10 protein-coding genes are annotated in these 16,306 nt (G+C 54.4%); all 10 read left to right on the top strand.

Annotated features, from left to right (window positions below):
• Window positions 1-6: 6 nt before the first annotated feature.
• The 10 genes from I2H39_RS24640 (at window position 7) to glgB (ending at window position 16,223) form a co-directional block, all read left to right on the top strand.
• Window positions 7-2,139 (top strand): YARHG domain-containing protein, encoded by a 2,133-nt coding sequence (locus tag I2H39_RS24640; RefSeq protein WP_227147394.1) that lies wholly within the window; start codon window positions 7-9, stop codon window positions 2,137-2,139.
• 13 nt (window positions 2,140-2,152) lie between these two features.
• Window positions 2,153-2,638 (top strand): S-ribosylhomocysteine lyase, encoded by a 486-nt coding sequence (locus I2H39_RS24635; protein ID WP_195627748.1) that lies wholly within the window; start codon window positions 2,153-2,155, stop codon window positions 2,636-2,638.
• Window positions 2,639-2,715: 77 nt separating this feature from the next.
• Entirely contained in the window at window positions 2,716-3,471 is a 756-nt protein-coding gene (locus I2H39_RS24630) for an exodeoxyribonuclease III (protein WP_138306280.1), read from the top strand.
• A 12-nt stretch (window positions 3,472-3,483) separates the two neighbouring features.
• A complete protein-coding gene (locus tag I2H39_RS24625) occupies window positions 3,484-5,331 on the top strand; it encodes an ABC-F family ATP-binding cassette domain-containing protein (protein WP_195627747.1) in 1,848 nt (615 codons plus the stop codon).
• 187 nt (window positions 5,332-5,518) lie between these two features.
• Complete coding sequence (locus tag I2H39_RS24620; protein WP_195627746.1) at window positions 5,519-7,546, top strand: alpha-amylase; 2,028 nt, start codon at window positions 5,519-5,521, stop codon at window positions 7,544-7,546.
• Window positions 7,443-8,603, top strand: a complete 1,161-nt coding sequence (locus I2H39_RS24615; RefSeq protein WP_330641117.1) for a M20/M25/M40 family metallo-hydrolase — start codon at window positions 7,443-7,445, stop codon at window positions 8,601-8,603. Before I2H39_RS24620 ends, I2H39_RS24615 begins: the two co-directional genes overlap by 104 nt.
• A gap of 210 nt (window positions 8,604-8,813) precedes the next feature.
• Complete coding sequence (locus tag I2H39_RS24610) at window positions 8,814-11,552, top strand: cation-translocating P-type ATPase (RefSeq protein WP_195627745.1); 2,739 nt, start codon at window positions 8,814-8,816, stop codon at window positions 11,550-11,552.
• A gap of 122 nt (window positions 11,553-11,674) precedes the next feature.
• Window positions 11,675-12,571 carry a fumarylacetoacetate hydrolase family protein gene (locus I2H39_RS24605; protein WP_138306284.1) on the top strand — a complete coding sequence of 299 codons (897 nt, stop codon included), beginning with the start codon at window positions 11,675-11,677 and terminating at the stop codon, window positions 12,569-12,571.
• A gap of 16 nt (window positions 12,572-12,587) precedes the next feature.
• Window positions 12,588-13,052: a methylglyoxal synthase gene (locus tag I2H39_RS24600; RefSeq protein ID WP_138306285.1), complete on the top strand. Its 465-nt coding sequence runs from the start codon at window positions 12,588-12,590 to the stop codon at window positions 13,050-13,052.
• A 69-nt stretch (window positions 13,053-13,121) separates the two neighbouring features.
• Window positions 13,122-16,223, top strand: a complete 3,102-nt coding sequence (gene glgB / locus I2H39_RS24595; protein WP_195627744.1) for a 1,4-alpha-glucan branching protein GlgB — start codon at window positions 13,122-13,124, stop codon at window positions 16,221-16,223.
• Window positions 16,224-16,306 lie beyond the last annotated feature (83 nt).

Genomic DNA, 16,306 nt, shown 5'->3' with positions numbered 1-16,306 from the left:
GAACCGTTGAGAAAAGCATATATCCAGGCACTGGCAGCCTGTCTGGCCCTGGCCCTGTCAGGGTGCGCGGCAGGGAACAACCGGCTGGAGCAGGCAGGGGGCGCTGCCGCAGACCGTCCGGCACAGCAGGCCGGACAGGCCGGAGACAAGGCCGGACAGACAGGAGATAAGTCCGGGCAGACAGGAGATAATGCCGGACAGGAGGATACAGAGTCCGTGCCGGGGGAGGGAGAGGACAGCCCTTATAAGGCAGGAAAGCTGGGAGATGACTACATTCTTCCCCATGGAGCGGAACACGCGTACACGGCCGGGGAACTGGCCGGGCTGACTGCGGAGGAACTGAGGATAGCCAGGAATGAGATTTATGCAAGGCATGGAAGATGGTTTAAGAGCGAGGACCTGAACCGGTATTTCCGGAAGAAATCCTGGTACGAACCATCGGTGGAGCCGGATGCCTTTGACAGCAGTGTGCTGAACCGGAATGAGCGGGACAATCTTAAAATCATTAAGCAGCTGGAGGAAGGACGGAGTGTCTGCACTGCGCCCAGAATCGGGGTGGAGGATTTCCCGGTGATAGACGGCTCCACGGCTGCCCTGCCCCTTATGCATGCCCTGTACCGCATGACCACGGGAGCCACGGCCATGGAGGCGGAGGCAGCGGTGAACCACCATAAGACCACAGGTGCGTGGCTGTCCCTGATTCAGGGGGATGGGGGGTGGTACGGAAAAGCCGACCTGGTGATTGCCTATGAACCGGGGGAGCAGGTGGAAAAGGCAATGCAGGAGTCCGGCAGGGAAATCCTTATGAAGCCAATCGGCAGGGACGCCCTGGTATTCCTGGCCAACCGTTCCAATCCGGTTAAGTCCCTTACCGGCAGACAGATAGCGGACATCTATTCCGGCGCCATCCGCAACTGGAAGGATGTGGGCGGCAGGAACAGAGCCATTCAGGCATTCCAGAGGACCGGGGATTCCGGCAGCCAGAACCTGATGGAGAAGCTGGTCATGAAGGGAACCGCCATGGCAGACGCGCCAAAGGAGCTGGTGTCCGGGGATATGGGGGAGCTGATTGAGAAAGTATCGGCCTATGACGGAACCGGGGACGCCCTGGGATATTCGGTGTACTACTATGCCAGGAATATGTACCGGAAACCGGAGCTGGCCTTTATGGCAGTGGACGGCGTGATGCCGGACAGCGATACCATCCGGGACAAAAGCTATCCCTTTGTCAACGATTTTTACGCTGCTGTCCGGGCTGATGAGCCAAAGGATTCAAAGGCATACCAGCTCTTTGAGTGGCTTACCACTGAGGATGGACAGTCCCTGATTAACGGCCTGGGGTATGTGGGCGTTGGAAAAGGGGAAAAGGAACTGCCAGGGGAGCTGACTGGTTTGGATGAGGCATTTGAGGGCTCTGTGCCACTTCCTGAGGGCTATGTGATTCTGGCCTCCGGGCCTGCCCTTTACGGTGAGGCGGGAATCGGCGTGTTCGACTCCAGCATGCGCCTGCTTCAGTTTATCAGCCATGTGGAGGGCAGCAGCGTGTCTCCTTACCTGGAGTGCAGCAGGGAAACAGTCATCCCGGCCATGGATACCCTGACAGGGAAATACGGGCATTATTCCATTGCAGAGAACCGGTGGGTGGACTGGTCCGGGGATGACACATGGGAGAAAGCATACCGGCTGGAGGAGTCCTTTAGGGAGGACCACCAGGACCTTCTTCAGATGTACGGCATAACCGGGGAGGATGTGGAAACCAGATATTACTCAGACAGCGGGCTTCCGGTTATCCTGATGAGGCAGGGAAATCTGGAACACTACTATGACGTATATGGAAACCATCTGCTGGATTACGACACAGAGGGAAAGACAGAGGATGAGCTGCCCTACCGCTATGTGGTCCAGGTGGGAGGCGGCACAGCATACATCTGCATCACGGACCAGGATTCGTACCGGTCCCGGTACATCATCTGCCGGGACGGGAAACCGGTGAAGGAGCTTGTCTCCAATGAAAAGGGAGATGTGAGCACCATTGGACAGTATTTTTACACAAGATGGAACGGCCCTTACTGTTATTTTTACAATTACAAGGACGAGGCATGTGCCAAATTCCTGAACGGATATTATGGAATGGATTGAGAGGAGAAAAGACATGGAAAAAATCACCAGTTTTACCATTGACCACAATAAGCTGCAGCCAGGGGTCTATGTATCCAGGAAAGACCAGGTGGAGGGCGCGGTTGTGACCACCTTTGACCTGCGGATGACCTCGCCCAACCAGGAGCCGGTGATGAATACGGCGGAAATGCATACCATCGAGCATCTGGGGGCAACCTTTTTAAGGAATCACGGGACCTTTGGGAAAAAATGCATCTATTTCGGACCCATGGGATGCAGGACCGGGTTCTATCTGCTGCTGGCAGGGGACCATGAGTCAGGGGATATCCTGCCCCTGATGGTGGAAATGTATGAGTTCATCCGTGATTTTGACGGTGAGGTGCCGGGGGCATCCCCAAAGGACTGCGGCAATTATCTGGATATGAATCTGGGTATGGCCAGATTCCTGGCCAAAAAGTACCTGGATGTGTTGTACCATGTGGACGAATTCCCGGAATCCAGGCTGGTATATCCGGAGTAAGCAGTCATTGAAATATAAGACAGGGACGTACCGGGAAAGTCATAACCGGAGCATGTTCCGGAGAGGAGCCATAAAAAATGACAAAGTTGATTTCGTGGAATGTGAACGGCCTCAGGGCCTGTGTGGGTAAGGGCTTCCTGGATTTTTTCAGGGAAGCGGACGCAGATGTATTCTGTATACAGGAAAGCAAGCTTCAGGAGGGCCAGATTGACCTGGACCTGCCCGGCTATCACCAGTACTGGAACTATGCCAGAAAAAAGGGATATTCCGGCACAGCCATGTTTACAAAGGAAGAACCCCTGTCCGTGTCCTATGGCATCGGCATGGAGGAACACGACACAGAGGGCCGGGTGATTACGGCAGAGTTTCCTGCGTATTATGTGGTCACCTGCTATACCCCTAATTCCCAGGACGGTCTGGCAAGACTGGATTACAGGATGAAATGGGAGGATGATTTCAGGACATACCTTAAAAAACTGGAGGAGAGCAAGCCCGTGATATTCTGCGGGGACCTGAATGTGGCCCACAGGGAGATTGACCTTAAGAATCCTAAGACAAACAGGAAAAATGCAGGTTTCACCGATGAGGAGAGGGGAAAGTTCACAGACCTTCTGGCAGCCGGCTTTGTGGATACCTTCCGCTATTTCTATCCGGATTTGGAGGGAATATACTCCTGGTGGTCCTACCGTTTCAGCGCCAGGGCCAAGAATGCCGGGTGGCGTATTGACTATTTTTGTGTATCAGAAAGCCTTAAGGACAGGCTGGTAAGCGCATCCATCCACAGTACGGTCATGGGTTCAGACCATTGTCCGGTGGAGCTGGTGATTGAATAAGAGGAAAAGACGATGAATCTGGTTACCATTGAACATTTGACAAAATCATATACGGAGAGGCTGCTGTTTGACGACACCTCCTTCTCCATCAACGAGGGGGAGAAGATTGGACTGATTGGCGTCAACGGCACAGGCAAGTCCACGCTCCTTAAGATTGTGGCTGGTCTGGAAGAGCCGGACAGCGGAAGCGTGGTAAGGGGGCGCAGCCTCTACATACGCTATCTGTCCCAGATTCCGGAATTTGCAGAGGGAGATACGGTGCTGGAAAGCGTTATGCGGGAAAATGCAGACGGGTCCCATTACAGTTCCCCTGACGAAATGCAGGCCACGGCCAAGAGCATGCTTAACAAGCTGGGTATCATGGACCACGATGCCCTGACCTCCACCCTGTCGGGGGGCCAGAGAAAAAGGGTGGCTCTGGCCAGTGTGCTTATGAGTACGGCTGACCTGCTGATTCTGGACGAGCCGACCAACCATCTGGACAGCGGCATGGCTGACTGGCTGGAGGAATATCTGAAATCCTTCCGGGGCGCCCTGCTGATGATTACCCATGACCGGTACTTTCTGGACAGCGTGGTGGGCCGCATTGTGGAGCTGGATAAGGGAAAGCTTTACAGCTATCAGGCAAATTATGAGGGCTTCCTGTCCCTGAAAGCGGAACGCCTGGAAATGGCTGAGGCAACAGAGCGCAAACGCCAGACCATCCTGCGCAATGAGATTGCCTGGATGCAGCGGGGGGCCAGGGCCCGTTCCACCAAACAGAAGGCTCATATACAGCGCTATGAGGAGCTGCGGGACCAGAAGGGACCTGAGTATGACCGCAACGTGGAGCTGGAATCCATAGCCAGCCGTTTGGGCAGGACCACGGTGGAGGTGAAGGACCTTTGCAAGGCATACGCAGACAAGGTGTTGATGAAGGATTTCACCTATATCTTCCTGAAAAATGACCGTGTGGGCATCATTGGACCCAACGGAAGCGGGAAGTCTACCCTGATGAAAATGCTGGCAGGCTGGGTGGAGCCGGATTCGGGCACCATCCAGATTGGACAGACCGTGAAGATGGGTTATTTTTCCCAGGAAAACGAGGCCATGGATGAAAGTCTTAAGGTCATTGATTATATTAAGAATGCTGCGGAGTATATAAAGACAAAGGACGGCAGCATCAGCGCCAGCCAGATGCTGGAGCGGTTCCTGTTCCCGTCCGGTATGCAGTATACCACCATAGGCCGCCTGTCAGGCGGGGAGAGGCGCAGGCTCTACCTGCTGCGCATCCTCATGGAAGCGCCCAATGTGATTTTGCTGGACGAGCCCACCAATGACCTGGACATACAGACACTGACCATACTGGAGGACTATCTGGATACATTTCCGGGCATTGTCATAGCCGTGTCCCATGACCGGTATTTTCTGGACCGCGTGGTGAACCGTATCTTTGCCTTTGAGGGTCAGGGAAAGGTGAGCCAGTACGAGGGAGGGTTCACGGATTACCAGATGGCCTGGGCCGCCAGACATCCCCAGGAGGCGGGAAGCCAGAATGGCGGAAAAGGCGCTGACAGTGATAAAAGCGGGGACAGCCTGTCTGTAAACCGGAATAACTGGAAACAGGCGGCAGGCGCTGAAAAGAAGCGCAAGCTTTCCTTCAAGGAACAGCGTGAATGGGAGACCATTGAGACGGATATTGCAGACCTGGAGCAGTCCATAGAGGATTTGGAACAGGAGATTGGAAAATCCGCCACCAACTATACCAGGCTGAATGAGCTGATGGAGGAAAAGTCCGCCAGGGAAGCACAGCTGGAGGAAAAGATGGAGCGCTGGATGTATCTCAATGAGCTGGTGGAGCAGATAGAGGCCCAGAAGTAGGTCCGGGAACTGGTTATCAGAGAAATTGTATTTTTCTGAAACCAGTTCTTTTTGTTTGGAATAGGATGACGATTGCTGGCAAAAAGTGTTGATTTATTGACAAAGTATCCAACTAACTATATACTTTTCTTATCATATTTAAATTTGTATTTAGAGATTTATTGTCTTAGGAAAGGCGGTAACAGAGATGAAGAAGGGATTCCAGATAGACAGGAATGATGGAAGAATATATGCGATGGGAGTGACTGCTGTCTCTGGAGGGGTGCATTTTTCCTTCTCCTCTAAGGGAGAGGCCTGTGCCGTTATTTTATATAGGAAAGGGGCGAAAAGCCCCAGGGAAAGAATCGTTTTTCCGGAACATTCCAGGACCGGCGATGTGTGGAGCATGACTGTGCTGGGAGATTTTTCCGGCCTGGAATATGTGTACGAGGCGGACGGACAGCTGGTGCCGGACCCTTACGGAAGGCAGTTTACCGGGATGGAGCGCTGGGGAAGCCTGGAACGCCTGGATAAACCGGTGCGCACGCCTCTGGATGAAGAGGGGGGAGCGTATGACTGGGAGGACGACGTCCTTCCATGCATTCCCTATGACCAGTGTGTGATTTACCACATCCATCCCAGGGGATTTACCAAACATGTCTCCTCCGGTGTGGAAGGGGCCAGCCGCGGAACCTTTAAGGGAGTGGCGGACAAGATTCCTTATCTGAAGGACCTGGGAATCACTACCCTGGAGATGATGCCTCCGGTGGAGTTTGAGGAGCTAATCATACCGGAGCGTGTGGACGGAAGCCCCTTTGCAGCTGAAAAGCCGGACGGCAGGCTCAATTACTGGGGATATACCGGCGGATATTATTTTGCGCCTAAATGCTCCTACAGCAGCGGACCGGTGAGACAGCCTGACCGGGAGTTCAAGGATATGGTTAAGGCCCTGCACAGGGCTGGACTGGAACTGGTCCTGGAGCTTTTCTTCGATGGAAAGGAAGCACCATCCTATGTGCTGGATGTGGTCCGTTTCTGGGCACAGGAATACCATGTGGACGGCATCCGTCTGGTGGGGTATGCGCCGGTTAAGCTTCTGGGGGAGGACCCCTATCTCAGCAGGCTTAAACTGTTTGCCCCTGGCTGGGACGGAGTGGAGCCGGGGCGGACAAAGCATCTGGCAGAGTATAACGACGGTTTTATGATGGATATGCGCAGCCTGTTAAAGGGGGATGAGGACCAGCTTAACCGGCTGGCGTACCACATCCGGCGGAATCCGGAGCAGGTGGGCGTCATCAATTACATGGCCAATACAAATGGCTTTACCATGATGGACATGGTATCCTATGACACAAAGCACAATGAGGCCAACGGTGAGGATAACCGGGACGGGACAGACTATAACCAGTCCTGGAACTGCGGCGTGGAAGGCCCCTGCAGGAAGAAACGGATTATGCAGATGCGCAGGAAACAGATACGCAATGCCCTGCTCATGCTGTTTTTAAGCCAGGGAACGCCCCTTCTCATGATGGGGGATGAGTTTGGCCGGACCAAAAAGGGAAATAACAACTCCTACTGCCAGGACAACGATATATCATGGCTTAACTGGACGCTGTTAAAGTCCAACAGCAGTATCCATGAATTTGTAAAGCACGTGATTCAGTTCAGAAAGGAGCACTCCGTGTTCCACATGGACAAGGAGCCGGCCCTGATGGATTACCGTTCCGTGGGACTGCCGGACGTGTCCTACCACGGCCTTAAGACCTGGTGCCCCATGTTTGACCGCTTCTGCCGCCAGCTGGGCATCCTATACTGCGGGAAATACGGCAGGAAGCCGGACGGAAGGGAGGACGACTACTTCTACGTGGCCTTTAACATGCACTGGGAGCCCCATGAGTTCGCCCTGCCCAATCTGCCGAAGGACTATAAATGGCACACTGCCTTTAATACGGACGAGGACCAGGTGAACGGCATGTATGACCGGGGCAGCGAACCTGTTCTGGAGAACCAGAAGTCCACGATGATTATGGCAAGGACCATTGTGGTGCTGATGGGAAAGGCGGTTCCGGCTGGGAAGAAGCCCTCCAGGGCAAGGACAGCAGGAAAAGCAGCCGGAAAGGAAGAAGAGGCAGATGATACTGACAGAGGAAATGATACAGTATATAGAGAACCACAGACAGGAGGCATACAACCTGCTTCTGGAGCTGGCCAGGATACCGGCGCCCTCCAACCATGAGGAAAGGCGGGCGGAATTCTGTTCGGACTGGCTTAAGGCCCAGGGCGCCAGGGGCGTATATGTGGACCAGGCCCTCAATGTGGTATACCCGGCGGATGTAAGGCAGGATGGGCCGGTGGAGGTATTCATGGCCCATATGGATGTGGTATTTCCCGATGAAACGGAACTTCCCCTCAGGGTGGAGGACGGACGCATCTGCTGCCCCGGCGCGGGGGACGACACAGCATGTCTGGTATGCCTTTTGCTGGCAGGAAAATATATAGCAGAACATGTGGATACCCCTGGCTGGAGGGAAATCCGAGGCGGGGATGCCCCTGGACTTCTGCTGGTGTGCAATGCAGGGGAGGAGGGGCTGGGAAACCTGAAGGGAGTGCGGAATATCTGCCGTGACTACGGGGACCGGATGGAGAGCTTCTGCACCTTTGACAGCACCCTTTCCAGCATCGTGGACAGGGCGGTGGGGTCCAGGCGGTTCCGGATAAGGGTACGCACCCGGGGCGGCCATTCCTACAATGACTTTGGAAATGAGAATGCCATTGCCGGCCTGGCATCCCTGGTGGTAAAGCTGTATGGTATCCGGCTGCCGGAGGGCGGGAAGACCACCTATAATGCAGGCACGATATCCGGAGGGACCTCGGTCAACACCATTGCCCAGGAGGCTGAGATGCTGTATGAGTTCCGTTCCGACCGGAAAGAGAACCTGGAATATATGGAACAGCGGTTCCAGGAGGCAGTGGACCAGGCAAAGGCAGAGGGATTGGATGTGTCCGTTGAGGTTATGGGGGTCAGACCCTGCGAGGGGGAGGTTGACAGGGAACGGAAACAGGCCCTGACAGACCGGGCCCACAGAGTGGTGGCGGAGATAACCGGACAGGAGCCGGAGCACAGCGCCGGTTCCACGGACTGCAACATTCCTCTGTCCATGGGAATTCCCAGTGTCTGCGTGGGGAGCTTCCGTGGCGCAGGCGCCCATACCAGGGAGGAATATGTGGAGATAGATTCCCTGGAAGAAGGCTATAAAGTGGCGTTCGGTATGATGTTCGGCAAAAGGGACTGATTACGGTGACTGCCTGCGAAGCTTTCTCACCCGGCCGGGTACCGGCGGGTCATAATGATTCTTTTCGATTCATAGATTTAGAGTGGGTACTCTTATGGAGTGCTCCCGGAACCAGCGTGTGTATGCGCTTCCGGGAGCATTTTTATATCTGTTCATGCAGCGGCGGACAGTTCCATAAAGTACATGAATCTGGGAAGAGGGGAGAGACAGATGGCAGATTGGTTTGAACAGCCGGAGGCAGATGTGCTGGCCGGACTGGACTCCGGCAGGCAGGGAATAGACAGCGGGGAAGCGGAGCAGCGTCTTAAGGAATATGGTGAGAATGTATTGGAGGAGACCGGGCGGCTCCAGTGGTGGCAGGTATTCCTTGCGCAGTTTAAGGACCTGCTGGTCATCATTCTCATTGGAGCGGCAGCCGTGTCCATGCTTACAGGGGACCCGGAGAGCGCCATGGTTATATTTGCAGTTCTGCTGCTAAATGCAGTGCTGGGAACTGTCCAGCATCAGAAGGCGGAAAAATCCCTGGACAGCTTAAAACGCCTTTCCTCGCCTGAAGCCAGGGTGCTGCGGGACGGGCGCAGCATGACCATACCGTCTGCCCTGGTAGTGCCGGGGGATATCCTGCTTCTGGAGACGGGGGATATGGTGGCTGCAGACGGGCGGCTGCTGGAAGTGTACGGGCTGACCGTCAATGAAAGCTCCCTTACAGGGGAGTCCCTGGGAGTGGAGAAGCACACCGGGGCAGTGAGGGCAAAGGATGGGGCCGTGGCACTGGCCGACAGGACCAACATGGTATTTTCCGGCTCCCTGGTGACCTCAGGCCGTGCCGTGGCAGTGGTGACAGCCACTGGTATGAACACGGAAATCGGAAAGATAGCTGTCCTGATGAACGACACCAAGGAACAAAAGACCCCCCTTCAGGTGAGCCTGGACCGGTTTTCCGGCCACCTGGCCATTGCCATCATTGCCATATGCGGCCTGGTGTTTCTGCTCAGCCTGTACCGCAGGGAGCCGGTGCTGGATGCCCTGATGTTTGCAGTGGCCCTGGCAGTGGCGGCCATACCCGAGGCATTGAGTTCCATTGTCACCATTGTCCAGGCCATGGGCACCCAGAAGATGGCCAAGGAGCAGGCCATCATAAAAGACCTGAAGGCAGTGGAGAGTCTGGGATGTGTTTCTGTTATCTGTTCCGATAAGACGGGGACCCTGACCCAGAACCGCATGGATGTGGAGCATGTGTACGTCAACCATACGGAGCAGCCGCCGGACTGGCTGGAACATGCAAGGGGACGGAGCGATGTCAGGCTCCTTCTCATGGGGGCTGTCTTAAATAACAATGCGTCCGGCCAGGACGGGGACCCCATGGAGACTGCGCTCTTTAACATGGCCAGGGAGGCGGGGCTTATCCCGGAGCAGGTACGGCTCCAAAGCCCGAGAAAAGGAGAAATTCCCTTTGACTCCCGCCGCAAGCTCATGACCACTGTAAACGAGATAGAGGGATGCGATGTTGTCTTTGTCAAGGGCGCCGTGGATGTGCTGCTTAAAAAATGCACCCGCCTGGCCAATCCGGCCGCCATGGAAACCAGCCGGAAGGCCGGGACAGCCGGATTGGCCGGGGAAGCCGGATTGAACGGGGCAGCCGTACCAAGCCGTACCTTATCCTCGTCAGACCGCCAGAGAATACTGGACCAGAACAGCCGCTGGTCTGCCAGAGGGCTCAGGGTACTGGCCTTTGCATGCCGCCCTTTGAATGATGAGGGAAAGGAGCGGGGCAATTCCGGCTTTGCAGGGACAAAGGCGGGAAACAGCCAGGACCGTTCATCCCTGTCAGGCAGGCTGGAGGATAACCTGGTGTTTCTGGGCCTGACCGCCATGATGGACCCGCCCAGGCCGGAGTCACGCCAGGCAGTGGCCAGCGCCAGGCAGGCAGGCATCCGTCCTGTGATGATTACAGGGGACCACAAGGTAACTGCCATGTCCATAGCGGAGCGAATCGGCATCTTTACGCCCGGAAACATGGCGGTGACAGGGGCGGAGCTGGACCGCATGGAAGAGGAGGATTTAAACCGGAGCCTGGAGCATATCTCGGTCTATGCCAGGGTGTCGCCGGAGCACAAGATACGCATTGTAAAGGCATGGCAGAACCGGGGGCACATCGTGGCCATGACAGGGGACGGCGTCAATGACGCCCCGGCCCTTAAGAAGGCCGACATCGGCGTGGCTATGGGAATCACGGGAACTGAGGTATCCAAGGACGCGGCATCCATGATACTGGCGGACGACAACTTTGCCACCATTATAAAGGCAGTGTCCAACGGCAGGAATGTATACAGGAACATAAAGAATTCCATCCAGTTCCTCTTGTCCGGAAACATGGCCGGAATACTCTGCGTACTATATACATCCCTGCTGTCCCTGCCGCTGCCCTTTAAACCGGTGCACCTGCTGTTCATCAACCTTATAACGGATTCCCTTCCGGCCATTGCCATAGGTATGGAGCCGCCGGAGGAGGGACTGTTAAAGGAGCCGCCCAGAAACCCAAAAGAGGGTATCCTCACCGCTTCCTTTATACGGGATATCCTGGTCCAGGGAGCCCTGATTGCAGCAGCCACCATGTGGGCCTATACCACCGGGCTTCATGAGGGCGGCGCCGGAAGGGCCTGCACCATGGCATTTTCCACCCTTACCCTGGCCCGCCTGTTCCACGGATTTAACTGCCGCAGCAGCCATTCCATCATACGTCTGGGGCTGGGAAGCAACCTGTACAGTGTTATGGCGTTTCAGCTGGGAGTGGTCCTGCTGGCTGCCGTGCTCTTTGTGCCGGGCCTGCAAATCATGTTCGCGGCCGCCGATTTAAGCCTGAGCCAGCTCACCACCCTGGCAGCGGCAGCCTTTCTGCCCACCCTGGTAATCCAGATACATAAGATTCTCCGGGAGTCCATTTACTAGACAGTACGTCTTCTGTCAGGGGAAGGGCGATTTCTGAAATAATGGCAAAATCGTAGAAAAATTCGGAAAAATGTGGTAGAGTAAACATGAGATACACGTAATGGTATGAGCAGGAGGGCATTATGAGACTAGTTACATATGAAATCGAACACAAATCCGGACTTGGAGTCATCAGCAGGGACGGAAGCTGGGTCTATCCCCTTGCTTCCCTGGATATGGATTATAAGACCATGCAGGAGCTGATAGAGAACATCAGTGATTCGGAGAAGCAGCTGCTGGAGTATGCGTCCGGCCAGGACCCATATAAAATCAGGGGAGCTGCCCCGATTGGGGAGGTAAGGCTTTTGGCGCCCATTCCCCATCCTCGGCAGGATGTTATCTGCCTGGGAATCAATTACATGGCTCATGCAGAGGAGTCAGCCAGATTTAAGAAGGAAGCATTTAACGGGGAAAGACCCTATGCCATCTATTTTTCCAAGCGGGTGAACCGGGCCACGGACCCCGGCGCAGGCATTCCCAGCCACAGGGATATTGTGGCGGATTTGGATTACGAGGCAGAGCTGGCAGTTATCATCGGCCGTGAGGCATCCCATGTCAGGGAGGAAGATGTAAAGGACTATATATTCGGATATACCATTATCAATGATGTAAGCGCCAGGACCCTGCAGACACGGCATAAGCAGTGGTATTTCGGCAAGGGGCTGGACGGCTTTCTGCCCATGGGCCCATGCATTGCGACCGTGGATGAATTGTCTTATCCGCCCAAGGTACAGGTACAGTCCAGGGTGAACGGTGAGCTTCGCCAGGACAGCAATACGGAACTGCTCATATTTGATATCAGCCACATTGTAAGCGAACTGTCCCAGGGCATGACACTGCAGCCCGGAACCATCATTGCCACAGGTACTCCGGCAGGTGTGGGCATGGGCTTTGACCCGCCCAAATTCCTGGCTCCCGGGGATGTGGTGGAGTGCACCATAGAAGGGATAGGAACCATTGCGAACAAAGTGACGGACTGAAAGGAGACAGATGAAAATGGATTATTTACCAATGACCATACGAAAACAGAAGAACATTGCCCTTATTGCCCACGACCAGAAAAAGAGGGAACTGATACAGTGGTGCGGGGAGCATAAGGATATACTGTCCAGGCATTTCCTGTGCGGCACCGGCACAACGGCCCGCATGATTACGGATGCCACCAACCTGCCTGTGAAGGGGTACAACAGCGGTCCCCTGGGCGGCGACCAGCAGATAGGGGCCAAGATTGTGGAGGGGAAGATTGATTTTGTGATTTTCTTTTCCGACCCGCTGACGGCACAGCCCCACGACCCGGACGTTAAGGCTTTGTTGAGAATCGCCCAGGTCTACGACATTCCCATTGCGAACAACAAGGCCAGCGCGGATTTCATGATTACTTCTCCCCTTATGGATGAAGAATACGAGCATGATGTGGTTAATTTCAGACAGAATATTGCTGACAGGGCAAACACCCTTTAGGAGTCGGACATACGGCAGCCGTGCTGATATCAGACCGAAGAATGAATAAACTTACAAGGGGGCAATAATATGGAACAGAAATTATATGATTTGATGGATTGGGCAGGGATTGAAGAACTGGTATATTCTGAGTCATCCAATCCCCATGCCATGCTGGGACCCCATCTGACAGAGGAGGGACTTCTGATTCAGGCGCTGATACCCACTGCAGCTGAAATCAGTGTAAAGATTTCCACAACCGGGAAGAAGTTTCCCATGGAGCTGGCAGATGAGGCTGGTTTTTTTGCAGCGCTGATACCACGCAAGAGCATAACACCCTACACCCTGGTGGTTACGTATGACAACGGGGTGACGGAGGAACTCTATGACCCCTATTCATTTGCTCCCCAGTACCGGGAAGAGGATTTAAAGAAGTTTGCAGCGGGCATCCACTACACAATTTACGAGAAGATGGGGGCCCATCCCATGACCATCGACGGTGTATCCGGCGTATACTTTTCCGTGTGGGCGCCATGCGCCATGCGTGTCAGCGTGGTGGGGGATTTCAACCTGTGGGATGGAAGGCGCCATCAGATGCGCCGTCTGGGAGAAGGGGACGGCAGTGTGTTTGAGCTGTTTATTCCCGGTCTGTATGAGGGTGAAATCTATAAGTACGAGATAAAGACAAAGGCAGGGGAGCCCATGCTGAAGGCAGACCCCTATGCCAATTATGCGGAGCTGCGTCCCAACAATGCATCTATTGTGTGGGATATCGGTAAATACAAATGGAACGACAGGTCATGGATGGCTCAGAGGGCAAAGACAGATACAAAGGACAAGCCCATGAACATATACGAGGTTCATCTGGGTTCCTGGCTCCGCAGGGAAACCGCCAGGGATGAAAACGGACAGGACCTGACGGGTTCGGAATTCTATAATTACCGCGAGCTGGCGGCAAGGCTGGCGGAATACGTAAAGGACATGGGATATACCCATGTGGAGCTTATGCCTGTGATGGAGCATCCCCTGGATGAATCCTGGGGCTATCAGGTCACCGGATATTACGCCCCTACCAGCCGCTATGGCGCTCCTGAGGATTTCATGTATTTTATGGATTATATGCATGGTCAGGGAATCGGCGTCATACTGGACTGGGTACCGGCCCATTTTCCCAGGGATGCATATGGCATGGCCGCATTTGACGGCACCTGCGTCTATGAGCACATGGACCCCAGAAAGGGTTCCCATCCCCATTGGGGAACTCTGATTTACAATTACGGACGTCCCGGCGTGACCAATTTCCTGATTGCCAACGCACTGTTCTGGGCGGACAAGTACCATGCAGACGGAATCAGGATGGACGCAGTTGCTTCCATGCTCTATCTGGACTATGGGAAGAATGACGGCGAATGGGTTCCCAACCTCTATGGGGGCAATGAGAACCTGGAGGCAATGGAATTCCTGAAGCATCTTAATTCCGTGTTTAAGGGCCGCAAGGACGGCGTGGTCATCATTGCGGAGGAGTCCACGGCGTGGCCCATGATTACAGGCGACCCCAAAGAGGGGGGCCTGGGCTTTGACTATAAGTGGAACATGGGCTGGATGAATGACTTTACCAACTACATGAGATGCGACCCATTTTTCAGGAAGAATAACTACGGGGAGCTGACGTTCTCCATGCTGTACGCCTACAGCGAGGATTTTGTGCTGGTGTTCTCGCATGATGAGGTGGTACACGGCAAGGGTTCCATGATTGGAAAAATGCCGGGCGGAACCCTGGAAAAGAAGGCGGAGAACCTGAGGGCCGCATATGCCTTCATGATGGGCCATCCAGGAAAGAAGCTGCTGTTCATGGGCCAGGAATACGCCCAGGTGAACGAGTGGAATGAGGGCGCCTCCCTGCAGTGGGAGCTGCTGGAAGAACCTGTCCACAAGAATATGCAGAATTATGTAAAGGTGCTTAATAAGCTGTATTGTGAGCACCCGGCCCTGTATGAGATGGATTATGACCCGGATGGCTTTGAGTGGATTAACTGCAGCTATCAAAATGAGAGTATGATTATATTCCTGCGCAGGAGCAGGAAGAATGAGGAGACTCTTCTCTTCATCTGTAATTTTGATAATATAGAGCATGAGAAGTTCCGCGTGGGAGTTCCCTTCCACGGCAAGTATAAGGAGATATTCAATACCGATGCCAGGGATTTTGGCGGGGAAGGCAGGATAAACGGACGGGTTAAGACATCTAAGAAGCTGGAATGGGATGAGAAGGATGATTCCATTGAAGTCTATATACCGCCTATGAGCGTCAGCATTTATACATGCACGCAGGTGGAAGATACGGTGAAACCGGACCCGAAGAAGCCGCCGGTAAAAAAGGCGGCGGAGAAAAAGCCTGGGGTTAAAAAGGCTGCTGACAAGAAGGCCGGGGTGAAGAAGAGCGCCGGTAAAAGGGAACAGGCAGAAACGGAAGCAGTTGTGGCTGAAACAGTTGTGGCCGGTACAGCTGCTGCCGGAACAGATAAGGCCGGTACGGCTGAGGCCGGGGCGGCGGTTAATGAGGCAGGTGCCGGGACTCAGGAAACAGGGAGCACTGCAGCTGCAAAAGAAGGCCAGAAACGGATTGCCACATCCAAGGCGGTCCAGAAACAGATAAGTACGTCCAAGGAAGAGCAGAAGCAGATAAGCACGACCAAGGAAGAGCAGAAGCAGATAGGCACGACCAAGGAAGAGCAGAAGCAGATAGGTACGTCCAAGGAAGCGCAGAAGCAGATAGGCACGTCCAGGACGAAGCAGGGGCAGATAGGCACGTCCAAGGAAGAACAGAAGCAGATAGGCACGTCCAAGGAAGCGCAGAAGCAGATAGGCACGTCCAGGACGAAGCAGGAGCAGATAGGCACGTCTAAGAAGAAGCAGGAGCAGATAGGCACGGCCAAGGAAGAGCAGAAGCAGATAGGCACGTCCAAGAAGCAGCAGAAGCAGATAGGCACGGCTAAGGAAGAGCAGAAGCAGATAGGCACGTCCAGGACGAAGCAGGAGCAGATAAGCACATCCAAGACAGCACCGAAGCGGGCAGCCTCTGCAACGAAAGACCAGGGAGGGGAGCGGAAGAAGCCCTCCGCAGCCAGGAAGAAACAGGGCCGGACAGCACCGGGGAAAGAGGCTGCAAAGCCGGATGGCACCGAAACAGAATAGGCAATTGGGAATAAATGGAGCGCAAGGCCGGGGGCTTTGCGCTCCCTGTTATTATATGGTATAATGTCGAAAGACATTGGCCG

Origin of the sequence: Clostridium sp. 1001283B150225_161107_B6 (assembly GCF_015556325.1) — a bacterium.
Classification (GTDB): Bacteria; Bacillota; Clostridia; order Lachnospirales; family Lachnospiraceae; genus Enterocloster.
Note: the sequence above shows the minus strand (reverse complement) of the source record. Positions and strands in the feature narration are given on the sequence as shown.

Excerpts from the sequence above, each read along its gene's own strand:
- I2H39_RS24600 (WP_138306285.1), top strand. The coding sequence starts at position 12,588 with ATGGATTATTTACCAATGACCATACGAAAACAGAAGAACATTGCCCTT.
- I2H39_RS24635 (WP_195627748.1), top strand. The coding sequence starts at position 2,153 with ATGGAAAAAATCACCAGTTTTACCATTGACCACAATAAGCTGCAGCCA.
- I2H39_RS24620 (WP_195627746.1), top strand. The coding sequence starts at position 5,519 with ATGAAGAAGGGATTCCAGATAGACAGGAATGATGGAAGAATATATGCG.
- I2H39_RS24625 (WP_195627747.1), top strand. The coding sequence starts at position 3,484 with ATGAATCTGGTTACCATTGAACATTTGACAAAATCATATACGGAGAGG.
- I2H39_RS24610 (WP_195627745.1), top strand. The coding sequence starts at position 8,814 with ATGGCAGATTGGTTTGAACAGCCGGAGGCAGATGTGCTGGCCGGACTG.
- I2H39_RS24605 (WP_138306284.1), top strand. The coding sequence starts at position 11,675 with ATGAGACTAGTTACATATGAAATCGAACACAAATCCGGACTTGGAGTC.
- I2H39_RS24615 (WP_330641117.1), top strand. The coding sequence starts at position 7,443 with ATGATACTGACAGAGGAAATGATACAGTATATAGAGAACCACAGACAG.
- I2H39_RS24630 (WP_138306280.1), top strand. The coding sequence starts at position 2,716 with ATGACAAAGTTGATTTCGTGGAATGTGAACGGCCTCAGGGCCTGTGTG.
- glgB (WP_195627744.1), top strand. The coding sequence starts at position 13,122 with ATGGAACAGAAATTATATGATTTGATGGATTGGGCAGGGATTGAAGAA.